The organism is Lactococcus cremoris subsp. cremoris KW2, assembly GCF_000468955.1.
GTDB classification, from domain to species: Bacteria; Bacillota; Bacilli; order Lactobacillales; family Streptococcaceae; genus Lactococcus; species Lactococcus cremoris.
Genome location: NC_022369.1, coordinates 1,413,524 through 1,428,707, shown reverse-complemented (window position 1 = coordinate 1,428,707; position 15,184 = coordinate 1,413,524). Strand labels below are relative to the sequence as shown.

Annotated in this window: 14 protein-coding genes; 7 read left to right on the top strand and 7 right to left on the bottom strand. The window is 37.6% G+C overall.

Annotated elements, in window-relative coordinates; translation table 11 throughout:
* The first annotated feature begins 10 nt into the window (after positions 1–10).
* From KW2_RS06755 to KW2_RS06740, 4 genes are all read left to right on the top strand, one after another.
* Positions 11–1,015, top strand: a complete 1,005-nt coding sequence (locus KW2_RS06755) for a WxL protein peptidoglycan domain-containing protein (protein ID WP_021037399.1) — start codon at positions 11–13, stop codon at positions 1,013–1,015.
* Positions 1,016–1,046: 31 nt separating this feature from the next.
* Positions 1,047–1,382 (top strand): hypothetical protein, encoded by a 336-nt coding sequence (locus tag KW2_RS06750; protein ID WP_021037398.1) that lies wholly within the window; start codon positions 1,047–1,049, stop codon positions 1,380–1,382.
* Positions 1,363–2,175: a WxL domain-containing protein gene (locus KW2_RS06745; RefSeq protein ID WP_021037397.1), complete on the top strand. Its 813-nt coding sequence runs from the start codon at positions 1,363–1,365 to the stop codon at positions 2,173–2,175. Before KW2_RS06750 ends, KW2_RS06745 begins: the two co-directional genes overlap by 20 nt.
* Positions 2,176–2,252: 77 nt before the next feature.
* Entirely contained in the window at positions 2,253–3,416 is a 1,164-nt protein-coding gene (locus KW2_RS06740) for a WxLIP family cell surface protein (protein WP_021037396.1), read from the top strand.
* Positions 3,417–3,473: 57 nt separating this feature from the next.
* Here the strand turns inward: KW2_RS06740 and KW2_RS06735 are convergent, their stop codons facing one another.
* Genes KW2_RS06735 through glpK form a run of 3 tightly spaced genes read right to left on the bottom strand, consistent with a single transcriptional unit; the run spans position 3,474 to position 7,368 of the window.
* Entirely contained in the window at positions 3,474–4,202 is a 729-nt protein-coding gene (locus KW2_RS06735) for an MIP/aquaporin family protein (RefSeq protein WP_011676357.1), read from the bottom strand.
* 18 nt (positions 4,203–4,220) lie between these two features.
* Positions 4,221–5,798 carry a glycerol-3-phosphate dehydrogenase/oxidase gene (locus KW2_RS06730; protein WP_021037395.1) on the bottom strand — a complete coding sequence of 526 codons (1,578 nt, stop codon included), beginning with the start codon at positions 5,796–5,798 and terminating at the stop codon, positions 4,221–4,223.
* A gap of 52 nt (positions 5,799–5,850) precedes the next feature.
* Positions 5,851–7,368, bottom strand: a complete 1,518-nt coding sequence (glpK, locus tag KW2_RS06725) for a glycerol kinase GlpK (RefSeq protein ID WP_021037394.1) — start codon at positions 7,366–7,368, stop codon at positions 5,851–5,853.
* A 299-nt stretch (positions 7,369–7,667) separates the two neighbouring features.
* Between glpK and KW2_RS06720 the strand changes: the two genes are divergently transcribed.
* Positions 7,668–8,201, top strand: a complete 534-nt coding sequence (locus tag KW2_RS06720) for an rRNA large subunit pseudouridine synthase E (protein ID WP_021037393.1) — start codon at positions 7,668–7,670, stop codon at positions 8,199–8,201.
* 35 nt (positions 8,202–8,236) lie between these two features.
* Here KW2_RS06720 and KW2_RS06715 read toward each other — a convergent pair whose 3' ends face one another.
* From KW2_RS06715 to KW2_RS06700, 4 genes are all read right to left on the bottom strand, one after another.
* A complete protein-coding gene (locus KW2_RS06715; RefSeq protein ID WP_021037392.1) occupies positions 8,237–9,022 on the bottom strand; it encodes a TPM domain-containing protein in 786 nt (261 codons plus the stop codon).
* Complete coding sequence (locus tag KW2_RS06710; RefSeq protein WP_021037391.1) at positions 9,019–10,170, bottom strand: hypothetical protein; 1,152 nt, start codon at positions 10,168–10,170, stop codon at positions 9,019–9,021. The genes KW2_RS06715 and KW2_RS06710 overlap by 4 nt, the downstream gene beginning before the upstream one ends.
* Before the next feature lie 213 nt (positions 10,171–10,383).
* On the bottom strand, positions 10,384–11,595 hold the full coding sequence (locus tag KW2_RS06705; RefSeq protein WP_021037390.1) for an SPFH domain-containing protein: 1,212 nt from the start codon (positions 11,593–11,595) through the stop codon (positions 10,384–10,386).
* Between the two features lie 166 nt (positions 11,596–11,761).
* Complete coding sequence (locus KW2_RS06700; RefSeq protein WP_021037389.1) at positions 11,762–12,700, bottom strand: acetylxylan esterase; 939 nt, start codon at positions 12,698–12,700, stop codon at positions 11,762–11,764.
* A gap of 100 nt (positions 12,701–12,800) precedes the next feature.
* On the opposite strand from KW2_RS06700, the gene KW2_RS06695 reads away from it, so the two are divergent.
* Positions 12,801–13,730, top strand: coding sequence for a glycoside hydrolase family 113 (locus KW2_RS06695; protein WP_011676350.1), 930 nt, complete (start codon positions 12,801–12,803; stop codon positions 13,728–13,730).
* Positions 13,731–13,841: 111 nt separating this feature from the next.
* Positions 13,842–15,161, top strand: coding sequence for an ABC transporter substrate-binding protein (locus tag KW2_RS06690; protein ID WP_021037388.1), 1,320 nt, complete (start codon positions 13,842–13,844; stop codon positions 15,159–15,161).
* Positions 15,162–15,184 lie beyond the last annotated feature (23 nt).

Genomic DNA, 15,184 nt, shown 5'->3' with positions numbered 1-15,184 from the left:
AAGGAGGAAAATGAAAAAAATTAATAAAATATTTTTCCTATCTCTAATAAGTTTATTTTTAGTTAGTCTATTTGAAACTGTTCATGCAGAAAGTTCAACAGGTGATTTTAGTATAGAAGCGGTACTTGAAGGACACCAAAAAGATGAAAACATTTCTTATTGGTGGTTGAAAGTAAAAAAAGGTGAGTCAATCAAACTAAATTTAATAATCAACAATGGAAATGAAGAGAATAATTTTGAAATAGCAGCAAATCAGGCGGTTAATAACAATAATTTTACGCTAGATTATAGTTTATCTGACGAGAAAGTAGAGCAATACCTAGCAGAGAAAGAACCAACTTTCAACTTTTATAAAGATATCTTTTTTGAAAAAGAAGCAAAAGCAGGTTCCTTAAAACTCACTCTAGCCCCTAATGAAATTAGAGAGATTGCGATTACTTTTAAAGTTCCGAAAGCAGGCATCAGAGGGCAGGCTATTGGAGGAATTAATGTAACCAAAATACCCAAAGAATCTGATCGTCAACAAGGGATTTTAAATGTTTATAGTAACGTTGTCGCTCTTCTTATGGAGGATATAAATTACTCCAATAAAAAAGAAAAAAATTTAGAATTTGACTTGGGAAAATCAAATGAAACTGAGCAAATAATAGAAGTTAAAAACCCTAATTCATCACTTCTAAGACAGGTAAGCCTAGAAGCAAGAATCACAGATAACAACGGAAAAATTGTTTCCGAATTTCAAAGCTCGCAGACAGCAGTTGTTCCAAATGCTTCAGTTAGTCTTAAACTCAATAATCAACACAAACTGATAAAAGGTGAAGAATACAAGTTAACGATAAAAGATTCTAAACAGAAGTTAGAACGGGTACTCCTTGTTTCCAAGTCTGGGGAAATAAACATTGTAGAAAATAAAAGTAAGCAGATAGCTTCAACAAGTAAAAAACCAATGAAAATATCAATGGTCATTCTTGTTTTTATTGTATCTGGAGCGATAGTTTTTTATTTCAAAAAATAGAATATTGAGGTCAAACTGAGAAAGGGGAATTATGAAGATTAAATATATTCTTTGGGTCATCTGTGCCCTCTTACTTTTGAATACAGGTACCATTTTTGCTCAGGAAATAGGTGGAACAAGTACAATTGGTGAAGTAGGATTTTTAGAAAAAGAACCAATAGAAAAACCACCAGAAACTTCTAGTGCACCGATTACCACTAACAACACAAAATCAATTAATCAGAAATTACCCATTGTAGGGAGTACTCAAGGTGATACTCTGACATTGATGGCACTCTTATTGATAATCGGCGCGGGAGCATTAACGATAAAACATATCGGAATTATAAGGATAAAGGAGAACTATAATGAAAAAAACAATAATTAGTCTTAGCGGCATCACCGTCATTAGCACAGCCTTACTAGCAACCAATCTTTTGGAAGTTAGTGCGGCGACAGTGGGAAATACATCAAGTGGGGCTAATGTAGCCTTTCAACCGAAGAAAACTCCTACCAATCCAGTATCGCCAGGAGATGGTAAAACGCCAATTACGCCTACTACGCCAGGAGTGCCTAACACTTCAACTCCAGTTGCTTCAGATGATGGGTTGACTTTGGATTATGTTCCAACGCTTAACTTTGGGACACACTATGTAGATGCTTCAAGCCCTCATACTTGGTCGGCTTGGGCTGCAAATGATGGAAGTGGAAAAGCAATTCCACAATTCATGCAAGTAACGGACAACCGTGGGACTGCAACTGGACCAACAGGTTGGTCAGTTTCCCTAACACAAACTGCTCAATTTAAAGGGACTAAAGCTGGTGATTTAACCAATGCTGTCTTAACCTTTAATACTGATAAAACTAATAATGTTGTCAGCACCTCAACAAGTAAAGCAAGTTCTACGGTAAATACGGCAACTAATCCACTCACACCTGGAACAGCGGTCAATATTTTCCAAGCAGATGCAGGAACGGGAACAGGAACAAACCTGCTTAGTTTTGGTGCGGCAGATGGTTCTAGTTTGGTGACAGATCCTGAAAGCTTAGACGCTTCAACGAATACTACAGGTAAAGTGGATCCTAATATTACGCTCAGTGTGCCAGCTGGTTCTGCTAAAGTAGATACTTATACTACAACTTTAAACTGGAATCTTTATAGTGCACCAGGAAATGCCTAATAAAGTATTCTCGTAAGGGAGTCTCTCGCAAGAGAGGCTCAAATTTTATTAAAATTTGGGGTTATGGGGGATTATATATGAAAAAGTTACAATTATTTTTATCATCAATTTTTATCATTCTATGTTTTGGAGGTGCACAAGTTGCTTTTGGTCAAACCGATGATTATACGGTCAAACCAATTATTCCGGAAAACCAAACAAATAAAGATTTGGGATATTTTGATATTACTTTAGGCGCGGGCAAAGAACAGACTTTGCAAGTAGAATTATCCAATAATACCGAGCAAGAAATGAAGATAGACCTTGCACTTTCTAGTGCTGCCACAAATATTAATGGTCTTGTTGTTTACGAGCCCACAGAAATAGAGGCTGACCGCTCACTTAAATATAATCTTAAGGATTATGTCACAAGTCCACGGATAGTAACTTTAGCACCGCTGACAAGACAGAAGATAGATATTAAAGTAAAGATGCCAAATGAGAGTTTTGATGGTCAAATAGCTGGGGGAATAACCTTTTCTAAAGAAGGTCAAAATGATAAGAAAGAGGACTCAGAGGGAATTACCGTTAAGAACACTTATTCTTATACTATTGCTCTTCTAATGAAACAAAATGAGAATGAAGTTTCGCCAGATTTAAAATTAACCAAGATCAGTCCTGGTCAAATAAATGGGCGAAATGTGATTAATGTCAACCTTCAAAATCCAACGATGGCTTATATCAATACGATGAATGTAAAAGCAACAATAAAAGGCATTACCGATTCAGATATAGCTTATTCTTATTCAAACCCAATGATGCAAATGGCACCAAATACAAATTTTGATTTACCGATGCCAACTAGTAATCAAAGTGCGGCGACAAGGGTCTCAGAGCCTTTGAAAGCTGGTAAATATCGACTTCAACTTATTGTTAATGCAAGAACAGATTCACAAGGAAAATATGAAGCGAAGGTTGATAATAAGAATGAACGTTATAAATATCAGTGGACCTTTGACCAAGAATTTACCATTTCTGATAATCAAGCTCAAAAATTGAATGATAGTGACCCAACGGTTAAAAAGGAAAAAGATTGGACTTGGCTGCTCTTCATCTTAGGTCTAATGTTAATTATCCTGTTTTTCATTCTCATTATTTGGAAGCGAAGAAAAAAATCACAAAGAGAAGAAGAAGAAAAACAAGTGCTTAGAGAAAAAATTGAAGCTCAAGAAAAAATAATTGATGATTTGAATAAAAAATAATCCCTAATTTTTCCAAAACAAAAAACCTTCCAGATATAAAATGGAAGGTTTTTTATATTATTTGATTAGTGGGCTAATACTGTTAAAGATTAAACAACCTAAGGCACCACCTACCAGAGGTCCTAAGACTGGAACCCATGAGTAGCCCCAGTCAGATGTTCCCTTATTTTTAATTGGAAGGAGCGCGTGCATGATGCGAGGGCCAAGGTCACGAGCTGGATTGAGAGAATAACCAGTTGTTGCTCCAAGAGAAAAGCCAATTGCGGTAATTAATCCACCAACTAAGGCAGGTGATAAACCATCTGCCAAGTGATTTCGCCCAAAGGAAAGAATTCCAATCAGTAAAACCATGGTTCCAATCACTTCACCAAAGAAATTGGAAGGGAAATGGCGGATGGCTGGACCTGTCGAATGACAGCCCAGAATTACAGCAGCATCTTTTGTTTCTGCCCAGTGAGGATAGTAGAAGAGCCAAAGAATAAAGCTAGCAAGCATTGCTCCGAGAAATTGACCAGCAATATAGGGAAGAACAAGAGACCAGCTAATATTACCAATTAAAGCCATACCAATAGTGACAGCAGGATTCAAATGAGCTGCAGACATAAAGCTAGAGCTATATACACCTAACATGACAGCTAGTCCCCAACCAAAAGCAATGGCAATCCAACCGGCACCTTCTGCCTTCGTTTTTTTCAAAGATACAGCACAGACAACCCCGTTACCAAGTAGAATCAGGATAAATGTCCCGATAAATTCTCCAAGGAATTGAACAAAAGTAGAGTTCATATAGATATTCTCCTAAAATTATTTTAAAATATAACCATCAGCTAAAGCAAGGAAGCTCTCAACTTGTTCTTTTTCCCATGCTTCATCTTTACCCATTTCTTTCGCCATCAGTTGGGCGACTTTGGGAGCCATTTCTTTGGCAATTCTTGCATCAAGGAAAAGTGCACGAATCCGACGAGCGAGAACATCATCTAGAGTTTGAGCCATTTCTTCACGGACAGCCCAGATGACTTCAGAACCTGTAAATTCGTATTTTGGGTGAAGAGGTAAGGCTAAAGAAGAGTCTTCATTTTGGAGAGCTAAAATCTTTCCTTTATCAGAACCGTAAACATAGAGCCAGTTTTGACGTTCTCTTTCAGTTGTTTCTTTGGCCCCATGTATTTTCAATGTTCTAGTGATACATTTTTTTTCAGGAAGTTTAGAGGTTTTGATTGCTAAATCAACAGTTTCTTCGGCCATTTGGCGATAAGTTGTCCATTTTCCCCCAGTAATTGTGACCAATCCTGATTCAGAGGTGAAGAGTTTATGACTTCTTGAAATTTCTTTCGTTTTTTCGCCATCGCCTTCTTTGGGAGCAGCAAGTGGACGTAAACCAGCATAAGCAGTTAAAACATCTTTACGTTCGGGTTTCTTTTCTAAATATTGACCAGCAGTTTCTAAGATGAAATCAATTTCTTCTTCAAGGGGTCGAGGTTCTAAAACGAATTCTGTAAGAGGTGTATCTGTCGTTCCTAAGATTACTTTATTATGCCAAGGGACACAGAACAAGACACGACCGTCAGAAGTTTTTGGAACCATGATGGCATCTTGACCACCGAGAAATGAGCCGTCAACAATGAGGTGGACGCCTTGTGAAGGACGAACAGAGGGTTTGTGTTCTTTGGTATCCATTGACATAATTTGGTCAACAAAGATTCCTGTAGCGTTGATGATGGCTTTTCCGTGAAGTTCAAATGATTCGCCAGAAAGTTCATCATGAAGTTTAACAGAAGATACTTTTGAGTTCGTTTTAACAAGCTCAGTCACTTTGACATAATTAACTAGTAGCGCACCTTGTTCAGTGGCAGTTTGCATAAGGTTGATAGCCATTCTGGCATCATCGAATTGTCCGTCATAATACATGACTCCTCCGACGAGATGTTCATGTTTGATTTGAGGGATTGCTTCAGCAACTTTTTTCTTAGAATAAATTTTTGATTTTCCAATATTCAATTTACCTGCCAAAGCATCATACATTTTCATTCCGATGCTATAAAAGGGTTGCTCCCAAGCTTTGTAATTAGCAATGATAAATTTTTGATTTTTTACAAGATGGGGAGCGTTGCGAGCAAGGCGACCTCTTTCATGTAATGCCTCACGAACAAGGCTGACATCTCCTTGAGCAAGGTAGCGAACGCCACCGTGAACAAGTTTTGTCGAGCGGCTTGAAGTTGATTTTGCAAAGTCACTTTGTTCAACTAGAACTGTTTTATAACCGCGTGATGCGGCATCAACCGCAACTCCAAGTCCGGTTGCTCCACCACCGATAATAATGAAGTCCCAATCATCGGGATTTGCTTTTAAATATTCAATATTTTTTTGACGAGAGATAGACATCTTGTTACTCCAATTCTAATAAGCGATACATTTATGATACTTTTAATATGATTTATTCAAAAGATCTTGTTGCCTCTACGGCTTTCTTCCAGCCAGAATAGAGTTTATTGCGGCGTTCTTCTTCCATTTGAACGTCAAAACGTTTTCCTTCTTTGGCTGATTCTTTAAGTTCATCAAAATCTTTCCAATAACCAACGGCAAGACCGGCTAGGAATGCGGCACCGAGGGCCGTTGTTTCTAAATCTCCAGCTCTTTGAACGGAAGTATTTAAAATATCTGCTTGAAATTGCATGAGATATTCATTATTCGTTGCTCCACCATCAACTTTAAGAACGGGAATTTTGATTCCTGTATCTTCACCCATAGCACCTAAAATATCACGAACTTGATAGGCAATTCCTTGTAAAGTTGCTTTGATGAGGTCTTTATCTGTTGTTCCTCTAGTTAGTCCAAAGATTGCACCACGGGCGTCTTGGTCCCAATAGGGAGCTCCAAGGCCGACGAAAGCAGGAACCATGTAGATTTCATCTTCATTTTTTGATTCAAGAGCGGCAGCTTCTGAGTCGCTTGCTTTGTCAATAATCTTCAAACCATCGCGTAACCACTGAATAGAAGAACCAGCAACAAAAACAGAACCTTCAAGGGCATAATTGATTTCACCATTAATGCCATAACCGATGGTTGTCAAAAGATTGTTGTGTGAAAGCTGAGGTTTATCTCCTGTGTTCATGACGATAAATGAACCTGTGCCATAAGTATTTTTGACCATGCCAGGTTCAAATGCCATTTGTCCAAAGAGCGCAGCTTGTTGGTCTCCTGCCATGCCAGCAATTGGAACTTTTGAGCCAAAGAAGTGGTAAGTCTTTGTTAGACCGTAAACTTCAGAATTAGAAACGGCTTTTGGTAGCATGATTTTTGGAATGTTGAGAAGGTCAAGAATTTCTTGGTCCCATTCTAAAGTATTGATATTGAAAAGCATGGTCCTGCTGGCATTTGAATAGTCAGTGACGTGAACTTTTCCGTCAGTTAATTTGTAGACGAGCCAACTGTCAATCGTTCCAAAGAGAAGTTCGCCTTTTTCTGCACGTTCTTGTGCCCCTTCGACATGGTCTAATATCCAGCGAATTTTTGTGGCTGAGAAATATGAGTCGATAATCAATCCTGTTTTTTTATGAAAAAGTTCAGCATGACCGGCATTTTTTAAATCATCAGCAATTGAAGCTGACTGACGAGATTGCCAGACAATGGCGTGATAGATTGGGAGACCAGTTGTTTTATCCCAGACAACGGTTGTTTCGCGTTGATTAGTAATCCCTATTCCGGCGATTTGGTCCGGCTTAATTCCTGATTCAATAAAAGCACCAGCAATGACTGACTGAACAGAATTCCAAATTTCATTGGCATCATGCTCAACCCAGCCTGCTTCTGGAAAATATTGAGTGAACTCTTTTTGGCTTGTTCCGACGTGTTTTCCGTCATGGTCAAAAATAATTGCGCGTGAACTTGTGGTTCCTTGGTCAATTGCCATGATATATTTTTCTGTGGCTTCTAATGGTAATCCCTCAGACATAAGTTTTCCTCCTAATAATTACGACTAAATGTATTCTGTAAACGGTTACTATTATAGTATGATAACAGAAAGATGTCAAGCAAAAAAATCACAAAGTTATGAGGAGAGAGTATTTGGTGAGGTTGTAATTGCTTGGTATTGTTGAAGTTTTGTGGTTTGAATGAAAAACTTTAGCTGATTTTTTAATAATTTCACAAACTTTTTGGATTAAAACTTCAGTTGTAAGCTATTAATTATAAATTTTGGTAAAATAATTAGAAGAATAGATTGAGAAAGATGCAAAATTTGCAAGGATAATTATGATTATTTTATTTAATAAACCTTTTGATGTACTGACAAAATTTACCGATGGAGAGGGCCGCAAAACTTTAAAAGATTATATAGAAATACCAAATGTTTATGCGGCAGGCAGATTGGATAAAGATAGTGAAGGTCTACTTTTACTGACAGATGATGGAAAGCTCAATCATTTGCTGACAGACCCCAAATCGAAGTCTTTTAAAACTTATTTAGTTCAAGTGGAGGGGGAATTTTCGATAGAAGCGGCACAAAAATTGGAAAAAGGTGTCCTACTCAAAGATGGTAAAACGCTACCCGCTAAAGTAAAATTAATTGATGAACCTGAGTGGCTTTGGGAACGGACGCCCCCTATTCGAGAGCGAAAAGCAATTCCGACAAGCTGGGTGGAAATTTCAATTAAAGAAGGAAAAAATAGACAGATTAGAAGAATGACAGCGGCGGTAGGCTTTCCAACACTTCGTTTAATTCGCTGGTCAATTGGACAATACACGCTTGGAAATATAAAATCTGGCGACTATAAAATCATTAAATAATAAAAAAAGGAATCACTTAAGATTCCTTTTTTAGTTTAAAAACTACGTCCGCCACCAGAGCCATCACTGAAACTATTATTGTCAGAAGAAGGACGGGGGATAATGCGGGTTGTAATGAAGGTATTAACTAGAATATCTTCTCGTTGATGAAGTTGTAGATTTCCATTTCGGCCATAATCGTAGCGCCATACGGCATGGGCATCTTTCATTTGATAACGGCGATAGATGGTCCAAACAAAGCCACCGGCAGCAATCAAAGAAATAACAACGGCAATCAAAATTGAGAGAGGTTGGAAACTGCGATGAAAAGTAATCGCTCCTGTTTGACTATTAACGGTATATTTTCTTGTCGTTGGAATTCCTGCTTGATAATATTTGGATACTTGGTCAAAAAATCCAGAGACAGCCTGATAGTAATTATCAGATGACAATTCGGGTTGGACAATATCTAAAGTCTTTTCAATTCGGCTAGAAGGCAGATAATACTTAAGGTTTCCTGTGGCCCAAATGTAGACTTTACGCAGGTTCATGTTAATGACAAGAACGACACCATTATTTTTAGCTCCTACTTTGTCAGCCAGATAGGTTTTTGCCATTTGACTTGCTGATGTTGAACTGTCAGTAGTCACCACAAAAACACCTGCTTTGGTTTGATTTGCTAATTGCTGGGCCTCTTGCTCAAGGAGTGTAACATTCCCTCCTAAAAGTTGAAAATTGTCCTCAATTCCCGACTGAAAAGTTGCCGCAGAAGTTTTTGGAGTGATCAGTAAAAAGAAGAAGCTAAGGAAAAATAGGGAAAAGATAATTATTTTTTTTCTCATGATAGCAGATACCCCACAATGATTCCAAGAAGAAGGACGAGCATAAAGATTACAATCGCAACTGTCCAAAGTTTTTTCTTATCAATTGGTAAAAGTCCGGCAACTTTGCCGGTTTGACCATTCATGGCATAGTAAAAAAGTCGGTCATTTCCTGCTTCTTTGTAAGTCACTAGCCAGATTGGGAGCAGAACATAATCTTCATCTAAACTTTTAATCTGCTGGTTACTTTGTAAGTTACTGACAGAAGTATAGCCAACAATTGTTGATTCCATCAGTCCATCAGCATATTGACGAAATTCCCGTTCTACATTTTCTTTCATGTCAGGAAATTCAATATCTCTTTTTTCGGTTAAAAAGCCAGAAAGATATTGATTTTTAAAAGGAATAGCAGCAGTCATGTCAAAAGGTTGAACAGCACCAACCATTTTATCTGACAGATTTTTTTTCAAGGCATTTTTGATTAAATCTTTGAAAGCTGTATCTCCACCACGTTGAATCTCATACTGGGAGTGTTCGGTGTATTCAGTATCTCCGACAATCCAAACGCGTAAGTTGGTTGCTTGTGCTGAAATTCCACCAGATAATTCAGCATCAACGGCCCAATAAGGAAAATAAACGCCTGACAGATTTTGAATTTGTTTTTTGTCAAAAAAGGCTTTGGGCACAAATTTTTTCTTGCCCACCCAGTCTAAAAATTGTTCTTCAGCCGCTTTTCTCTCAATTTGAAAAGGGAGTATTTTTTCGGGAAGGAATTTACCTGATAAACGTTCGGTCAGAACAACAGGATTATGGCAATAATAGCACCAAGTTGAAGCAGTTGTAGCGTCAGTAACGATTTCGGCACCGCAAGAAGGACATAAAAAGAGTCCAATTTCTTCATCAGCAGTTTCGTCAGTACTTTCAGAGTTACTGACAGTTTCGTCAGTAGAAAAATCATCGGTTTGATTAGTTTTATCGTGCTCCGTTGGGAATGGTGTGGGGTCATCAGTAACTTTTGCCGCCTCTTGTTTGGCTTCAAAGTCAGAAACTTCTTGTTCAGTAAAGGTTGAGCCACAATATTCACAATGGAATTTTTGATTTTTAGGTTCAAATAGTAGTGGCCCCCCACAATTTGGACATTTATGTGTAAGAACTTGGCTTTCGCTCATCGTTTCTCCTTACTTTATGATATGAATTCTGCTCAGCCAAAAAGAATTGAAATAAAACTAGCTCTTACGCTATGAAAAGTTTTATTCAGGACTTTTAGTCATTTGAATTCAGTTCAGAAAATTAGAATTTAAAAATATAAATTCTTGAAAATACGCAAAGACAAGCAGCCCTAACTTAGGACTACTTTATCTTATAAGGATATATCAATTGGTTTAAAGAGCTTTAGCGACAAAGGGTTTGCCACATTCAGGACAGAATTTAGGAACGCCATTTGCTAAATTAACAACTGCCCCACATTCGTTACAAGCCATGTTTAATTCAGGCATGATAGGAGTAGCTGACGGTTTTGCTTGCCCACAATTTGAGCAGAACTTACCAGTATTTTTTGTATTACACTCGGGGCAAGTCCAAGTATCTGCCTTATTTTCTGCTTGAAATTCCATTTGTGCTTGATTTGTTTGTGAAAAACCAGCAAGATTTTGTCCCCCCATATTCATGCCCATAAAGGCATTTGCTGCACCTCCGGTGTTTGAGCCGGCTGCTTCAAGACCACGAGCGACAGCCCCTTGCACAAATCCTTCACGGATAGATGGGTCGCCAAGCATTGCCCCTTGATTACGCATGTTAATCAATTTTTGACTGTCATCAGTATAAGAAATACTTGCCACGGCAACAGAAACAATTTCCATGCCACGTAATTTTTTCCAATCCTCATCAAGAACAGAAGCCATGTACTTGCTGAGCTCCATGCTTTTCGATGTTAAAAATGAAACACGTTCACCTTGAGCAGAATACTGATTGATTGACGTATTTAATGCCGTTAAAAATTCAGCCAGATACTGGTCGTTGATTTCTTGAATTTCCACATGGTCAGCATTTTTAGGAATGACATTCGCATAAAAAGCTAGTGGGTCAGTAATTTTAATTGAGTAAGTTCCGTGTGTACGTAAGAAAAGCTCCGCATTATAAAAATTATCAAAGTATTGGAGAGGAGTTGCTGTGCCAAATTTAATGCCTTTGATTTCTTGAAGATTGACATAATAAACTTCTTGTTTTTGAGGAGTTGTTCCACCAAATTTGAAACGGAAGAAACTTTCTTGAATCGAATCACGTAAATCACCATTGAAAAGACTTGGTGCAGTATCATTTTTGACGGTATAATAACCCGGTTCGGCAGTATAGTCAATGATTTTACCACCATCAACAAGAATCATCATCATATTTTCATAAACGTGAACAACAGAACCGTCAGTAATCACATCTTCGGTTCCTTTGCGATTAGAACCACGTTTTGCATCTTTTCTCACCTTGATTCCCTTAGTGAAAACGGTTTGGTCTGACATTTCATTTGGCTCAATGACCTCAAGCCATTGGTCAGCCAAAGCCCCACCGAGTGAACCTGTTGCAGCTTTAATAATTCCCATGTATTCTTTTACAAACAAATTCAAGACACTCAATGTTACGAGTGACCGAATTTGTCTTCCTTTCCTTTAGTGAATAGCTAGGCTATTTGACTTAATTATATCAAATTTATTTGATGAAGCCTACCAATTATTTGAAAATTTACTAAAATCAGACTAAAGTAGGAATTTATTGATTCTCTCTGAGCCAGTCGCTAATTTTTGGAAGATATTCATGTCCGTATTCAGGTAAGACATAAAGAGTCTTTTTACTTTGTATTTTATTATAAGCCGCCATTTGCGTAATCGGGGGAACAACAGTATCTTTGCCACCTAAAATCCAAATGACCTCAGCCCTAATCCTTGGTGCTAAATTTTGAATATCAATGTATTCTAACTGATTAAAAAACCAGTCTTCTTTTTGGTGAAGTGGATCTTTAAACTGAAACCAATATGGAAGTTCTTCAAAAGCAGATTCCTCGGCACCAAGTTCATAAGCTTTGCGATAATCTGAAAGAAATGGGTAAGTTGCAGTCACTTTTTTTATAAAAGGAGAGAGAGCAGCGCATGCAATGGCCAGTCCTCCTCCTTGCGAAGCACCCTGAGCACTTATATTTGTTTCATCAACAAAATCAAAGTTGGCTAAAATTTTTGTTGCGCTCATCAAATCCATGAATTGCCGAACATAATAGAGATTTCCATATCCTTCATCAATTCCGCGAACGATGAGACCTTTTAATGTCATGCCAGAAGTTTCAGTATTATCCTGACTCAAACCTCCCTGACCACGACAATCAAGAGCAAGTACCACATTTCCCTCAGCAACAATACCAATTTTATCCACCCAATCTCCGCTGTCACAATGATAACCGTGAAACTGTATAATAGCTGGATACTTTTGATTCAAATTTTTTGGAACGATTAGTTGAGCATGTATTTTTGCACCATCAATTGCTTTAAACCATAAATGATAAAAATGGGCTACCCTAGAGGGGAGCTTTTTTTCTATTAGTTCAAATTCAAACTGATAATTATTAACTAATTTAATTTTTTCATCCCAAAATTCATCAAAGTTATCTGGTTTATTAGAACCTCCTTGATAAACTTTCCAACTTGCTAATTCTGTCATAAGCTTCTCCAATTTATTCTTGCAATATTTTTTGAAAAGGATTACAATTGCATTGTTTATAAATAAGTATATACTTTTGAAAGTAGAAAGGCAAGAAATAATGAAGGCAATTAAAGCAGCAAGCTTTGGCTATTATGCCAAAGAAGGAGAACTAAATAATGAATATGCTCAGTGGTCAATGAGAACTCTCAAAGAAAGGACAAATATTAATACGATTATTTTAACCATCGTAGCTGAACAAGCAAACGCTCACTCAACAAGCATTAATTGGCAGACCATGCCACCAAAGGATGAAGAAATCAAAGCAACGATTCGTTATGCTCAAAGTTTGGGACTTGACGTTATTTTAAAACCGATGATTAATTGCGCTGATGGGACTTGGCGGGCTTATATCAATTTTTTTGATATTGATGTTGTATGTGAGCCAAAATGGTCGGATTGGTTTTTGGCTTATAGAAATTTTCTGCTTCATTACGCCAAAATCGCTCAAGAATTTGGAGCTACAATGTTTGTTGTTGGTTGTGAACTCGTTAGTTCAGACCATCGCGAAGCTGAGTGGCGAAAATTGATTGATGATGTACGGGGAAGCTATAAAGGGTTGATTACTTATAATTGTGACAAATATCAAGAAGATCATTTGACTTGGTGGGATGCCGTTGACGTCATTTCAAGTTCTGGTTATTATCCCTATAACCAGTGGGATAAAGAACTTTTGCGAATTGAAAAAGTTGTCAAAAAATATAACAAACCATTTTTCTTTTGTGAAGCTGGTGCTCCCAGTGTTGAAGGTGGTGATTTATTGCCAAATGATTGGACAAATAAAGGAAAAGTCAGCCTTGAAGCTCAGACAAGATTTTATGAAGGAATGCTGAGCGCCTGTGCCAAAGTTGATTTTGTATTAGGTTTTGGTCTTTGGGATTGGAAAGCACAAATTTATTCTGCCAAACAAGCAACCAATGATATAGACTATGCTTTTTACAATAAGCCAGCCGAAAAATTAATTAAAGATTATTATGGAAGGACTAATTAATTTAAAATGTAATGGATTTCAAAAAAAGTATTGACAAAATAAAATCAAAAGTATATACTTATTTCGTGAAATAAAAACGCTTTCAAATAATGGAAAATAGGAGAAAACATCATGAAAAAACGCTACATTTTTGGTTCAGCAGCTCTTGCGCTTCTAGCTACAATAACACTTGCAGCTTGTGGTAGTAAAACCAGTTCATCAGGGACTGGAAAGAATATCAAGGCAACGATTACCTTTGTTGACCAAAAAACGGATATGCACTCCAACGGAATGTGGAAGAAGTATATCGCCCAATTCAACAAAGAATATCCGAATATCACCGTTAAAGAACAAGCCTTGAACAACTATGACCAAACAGAGCAAACGAGAATGTCATCGAAAAACTTTGGCGATGTTATAGCAATTCCTGCAGCCGTAGCGCCAAAGGATTATCCCAACTTTTTTAGCTCGCTAGGTAAAACAAAAGATTTGGAAAAGAAATATACAAGTCTTCAAGACCGTACCTATAAAGGCGAACAATATGGTTTGCCATCAGAAGTCAACGCCAATGGCTTTGTTGTCAATTGGAATGTTTTCAAAAAAGCTGGCATTGATAAATGGCCAACGACGACTGACGAATTTATCCAAGACCTAAAGACAATCAAGGCAAAAGAACCAGATGTTACCCCACTCTATACTAACTATGCCTGTGGTTGGGCACTTGTTGACTGGGATTTCCAACGTTCATCAGTAGCTGGAGATCCAAACTTTGATTTGGCACTTGCTAAAACAGATAAACCATTCACAGCTGGTCAACCCATGTATACCATTTACAATACACTCTATACAGCGGCTAAGGACGGCTTGATTAACCATGACCCAACGACTGATGATTGGAATACTTCGGTTTCGCAAATGGCTCAGAATAAAGTTGGTGTAATGATGCTTGCGACGTGGGCTGTTCCACAAGTCCAAGCTCAAATGTCTTCAAATAAAGATGCCATCAATGTTGAACCTTTCCCACAAAAGGCCCCTGATGGAAAAACTTATATGCTTGTCGGTGGCGATTATAACTGGGGCGTTAATAAAAACAGTAAAAATCAAGAAGCCGCTAAAGATTGGGTCAATTGGTTAGTAGACAAATCTGATTTCGCCAAAGATAATGGTGGAATGACGGCTATGAAAAATCAACCTTATCCGGTAGACCTGAATGATGCAAAGAAAAATGGAGTTGTCTTTTTTGAAGCAGGTTCAACGCCAGCTGATAAAGCAGATTTGTTCTCGAATATTAATAATGGCTCACAAGTTGGGATAGGAACAACTCAAACAGTTAAACAACAAATTATTGATTCAGGAGATGGCTCATCTAATAAGTCTTTTGCCTCGATTATGGACGGTTTGAATACGGCTTGGGCCCAAAATGTAAAACAATATAATCCTGATAAGAAATAGTAAAATCATGATTTGAAACATAT

Coding starts and splice junctions, on each gene's coding strand:
- KW2_RS06755 (WP_021037399.1), top strand. CDS start 11: ATGAAAAAAATTAATAAAATATTTTTCCTATCTCTAATAAGTTTATTT.
- KW2_RS06750 (WP_021037398.1), top strand. CDS start 1,047: ATGAAGATTAAATATATTCTTTGGGTCATCTGTGCCCTCTTACTTTTG.
- KW2_RS06745 (WP_021037397.1), top strand. CDS start 1,363: ATGAAAAAAACAATAATTAGTCTTAGCGGCATCACCGTCATTAGCACA.
- KW2_RS06740 (WP_021037396.1), top strand. CDS start 2,253: ATGAAAAAGTTACAATTATTTTTATCATCAATTTTTATCATTCTATGT.
- KW2_RS06735 (WP_011676357.1), bottom strand. CDS start 4,202: ATGAACTCTACTTTTGTTCAATTCCTTGGAGAATTTATCGGGACATTT.
- KW2_RS06730 (WP_021037395.1), bottom strand. CDS start 5,798: ATGTCTATCTCTCGTCAAAAAAATATTGAATATTTAAAAGCAAATCCC.
- glpK (WP_021037394.1), bottom strand. CDS start 7,368: ATGTCTGAGGGATTACCATTAGAAGCCACAGAAAAATATATCATGGCA.
- KW2_RS06720 (WP_021037393.1), top strand. CDS start 7,668: ATGATTATTTTATTTAATAAACCTTTTGATGTACTGACAAAATTTACC.
- KW2_RS06715 (WP_021037392.1), bottom strand. CDS start 9,022: ATGAGAAAAAAAATAATTATCTTTTCCCTATTTTTCCTTAGCTTCTTC.
- KW2_RS06710 (WP_021037391.1), bottom strand. CDS start 10,170: ATGAGCGAAAGCCAAGTTCTTACACATAAATGTCCAAATTGTGGGGGG.
- KW2_RS06705 (WP_021037390.1), bottom strand. CDS start 11,595: ATGGGAATTATTAAAGCTGCAACAGGTTCACTCGGTGGGGCTTTGGCT.
- KW2_RS06700 (WP_021037389.1), bottom strand. CDS start 12,700: ATGACAGAATTAGCAAGTTGGAAAGTTTATCAAGGAGGTTCTAATAAA.
- KW2_RS06695 (WP_011676350.1), top strand. CDS start 12,801: ATGAAGGCAATTAAAGCAGCAAGCTTTGGCTATTATGCCAAAGAAGGA.
- KW2_RS06690 (WP_021037388.1), top strand. CDS start 13,842: ATGAAAAAACGCTACATTTTTGGTTCAGCAGCTCTTGCGCTTCTAGCT.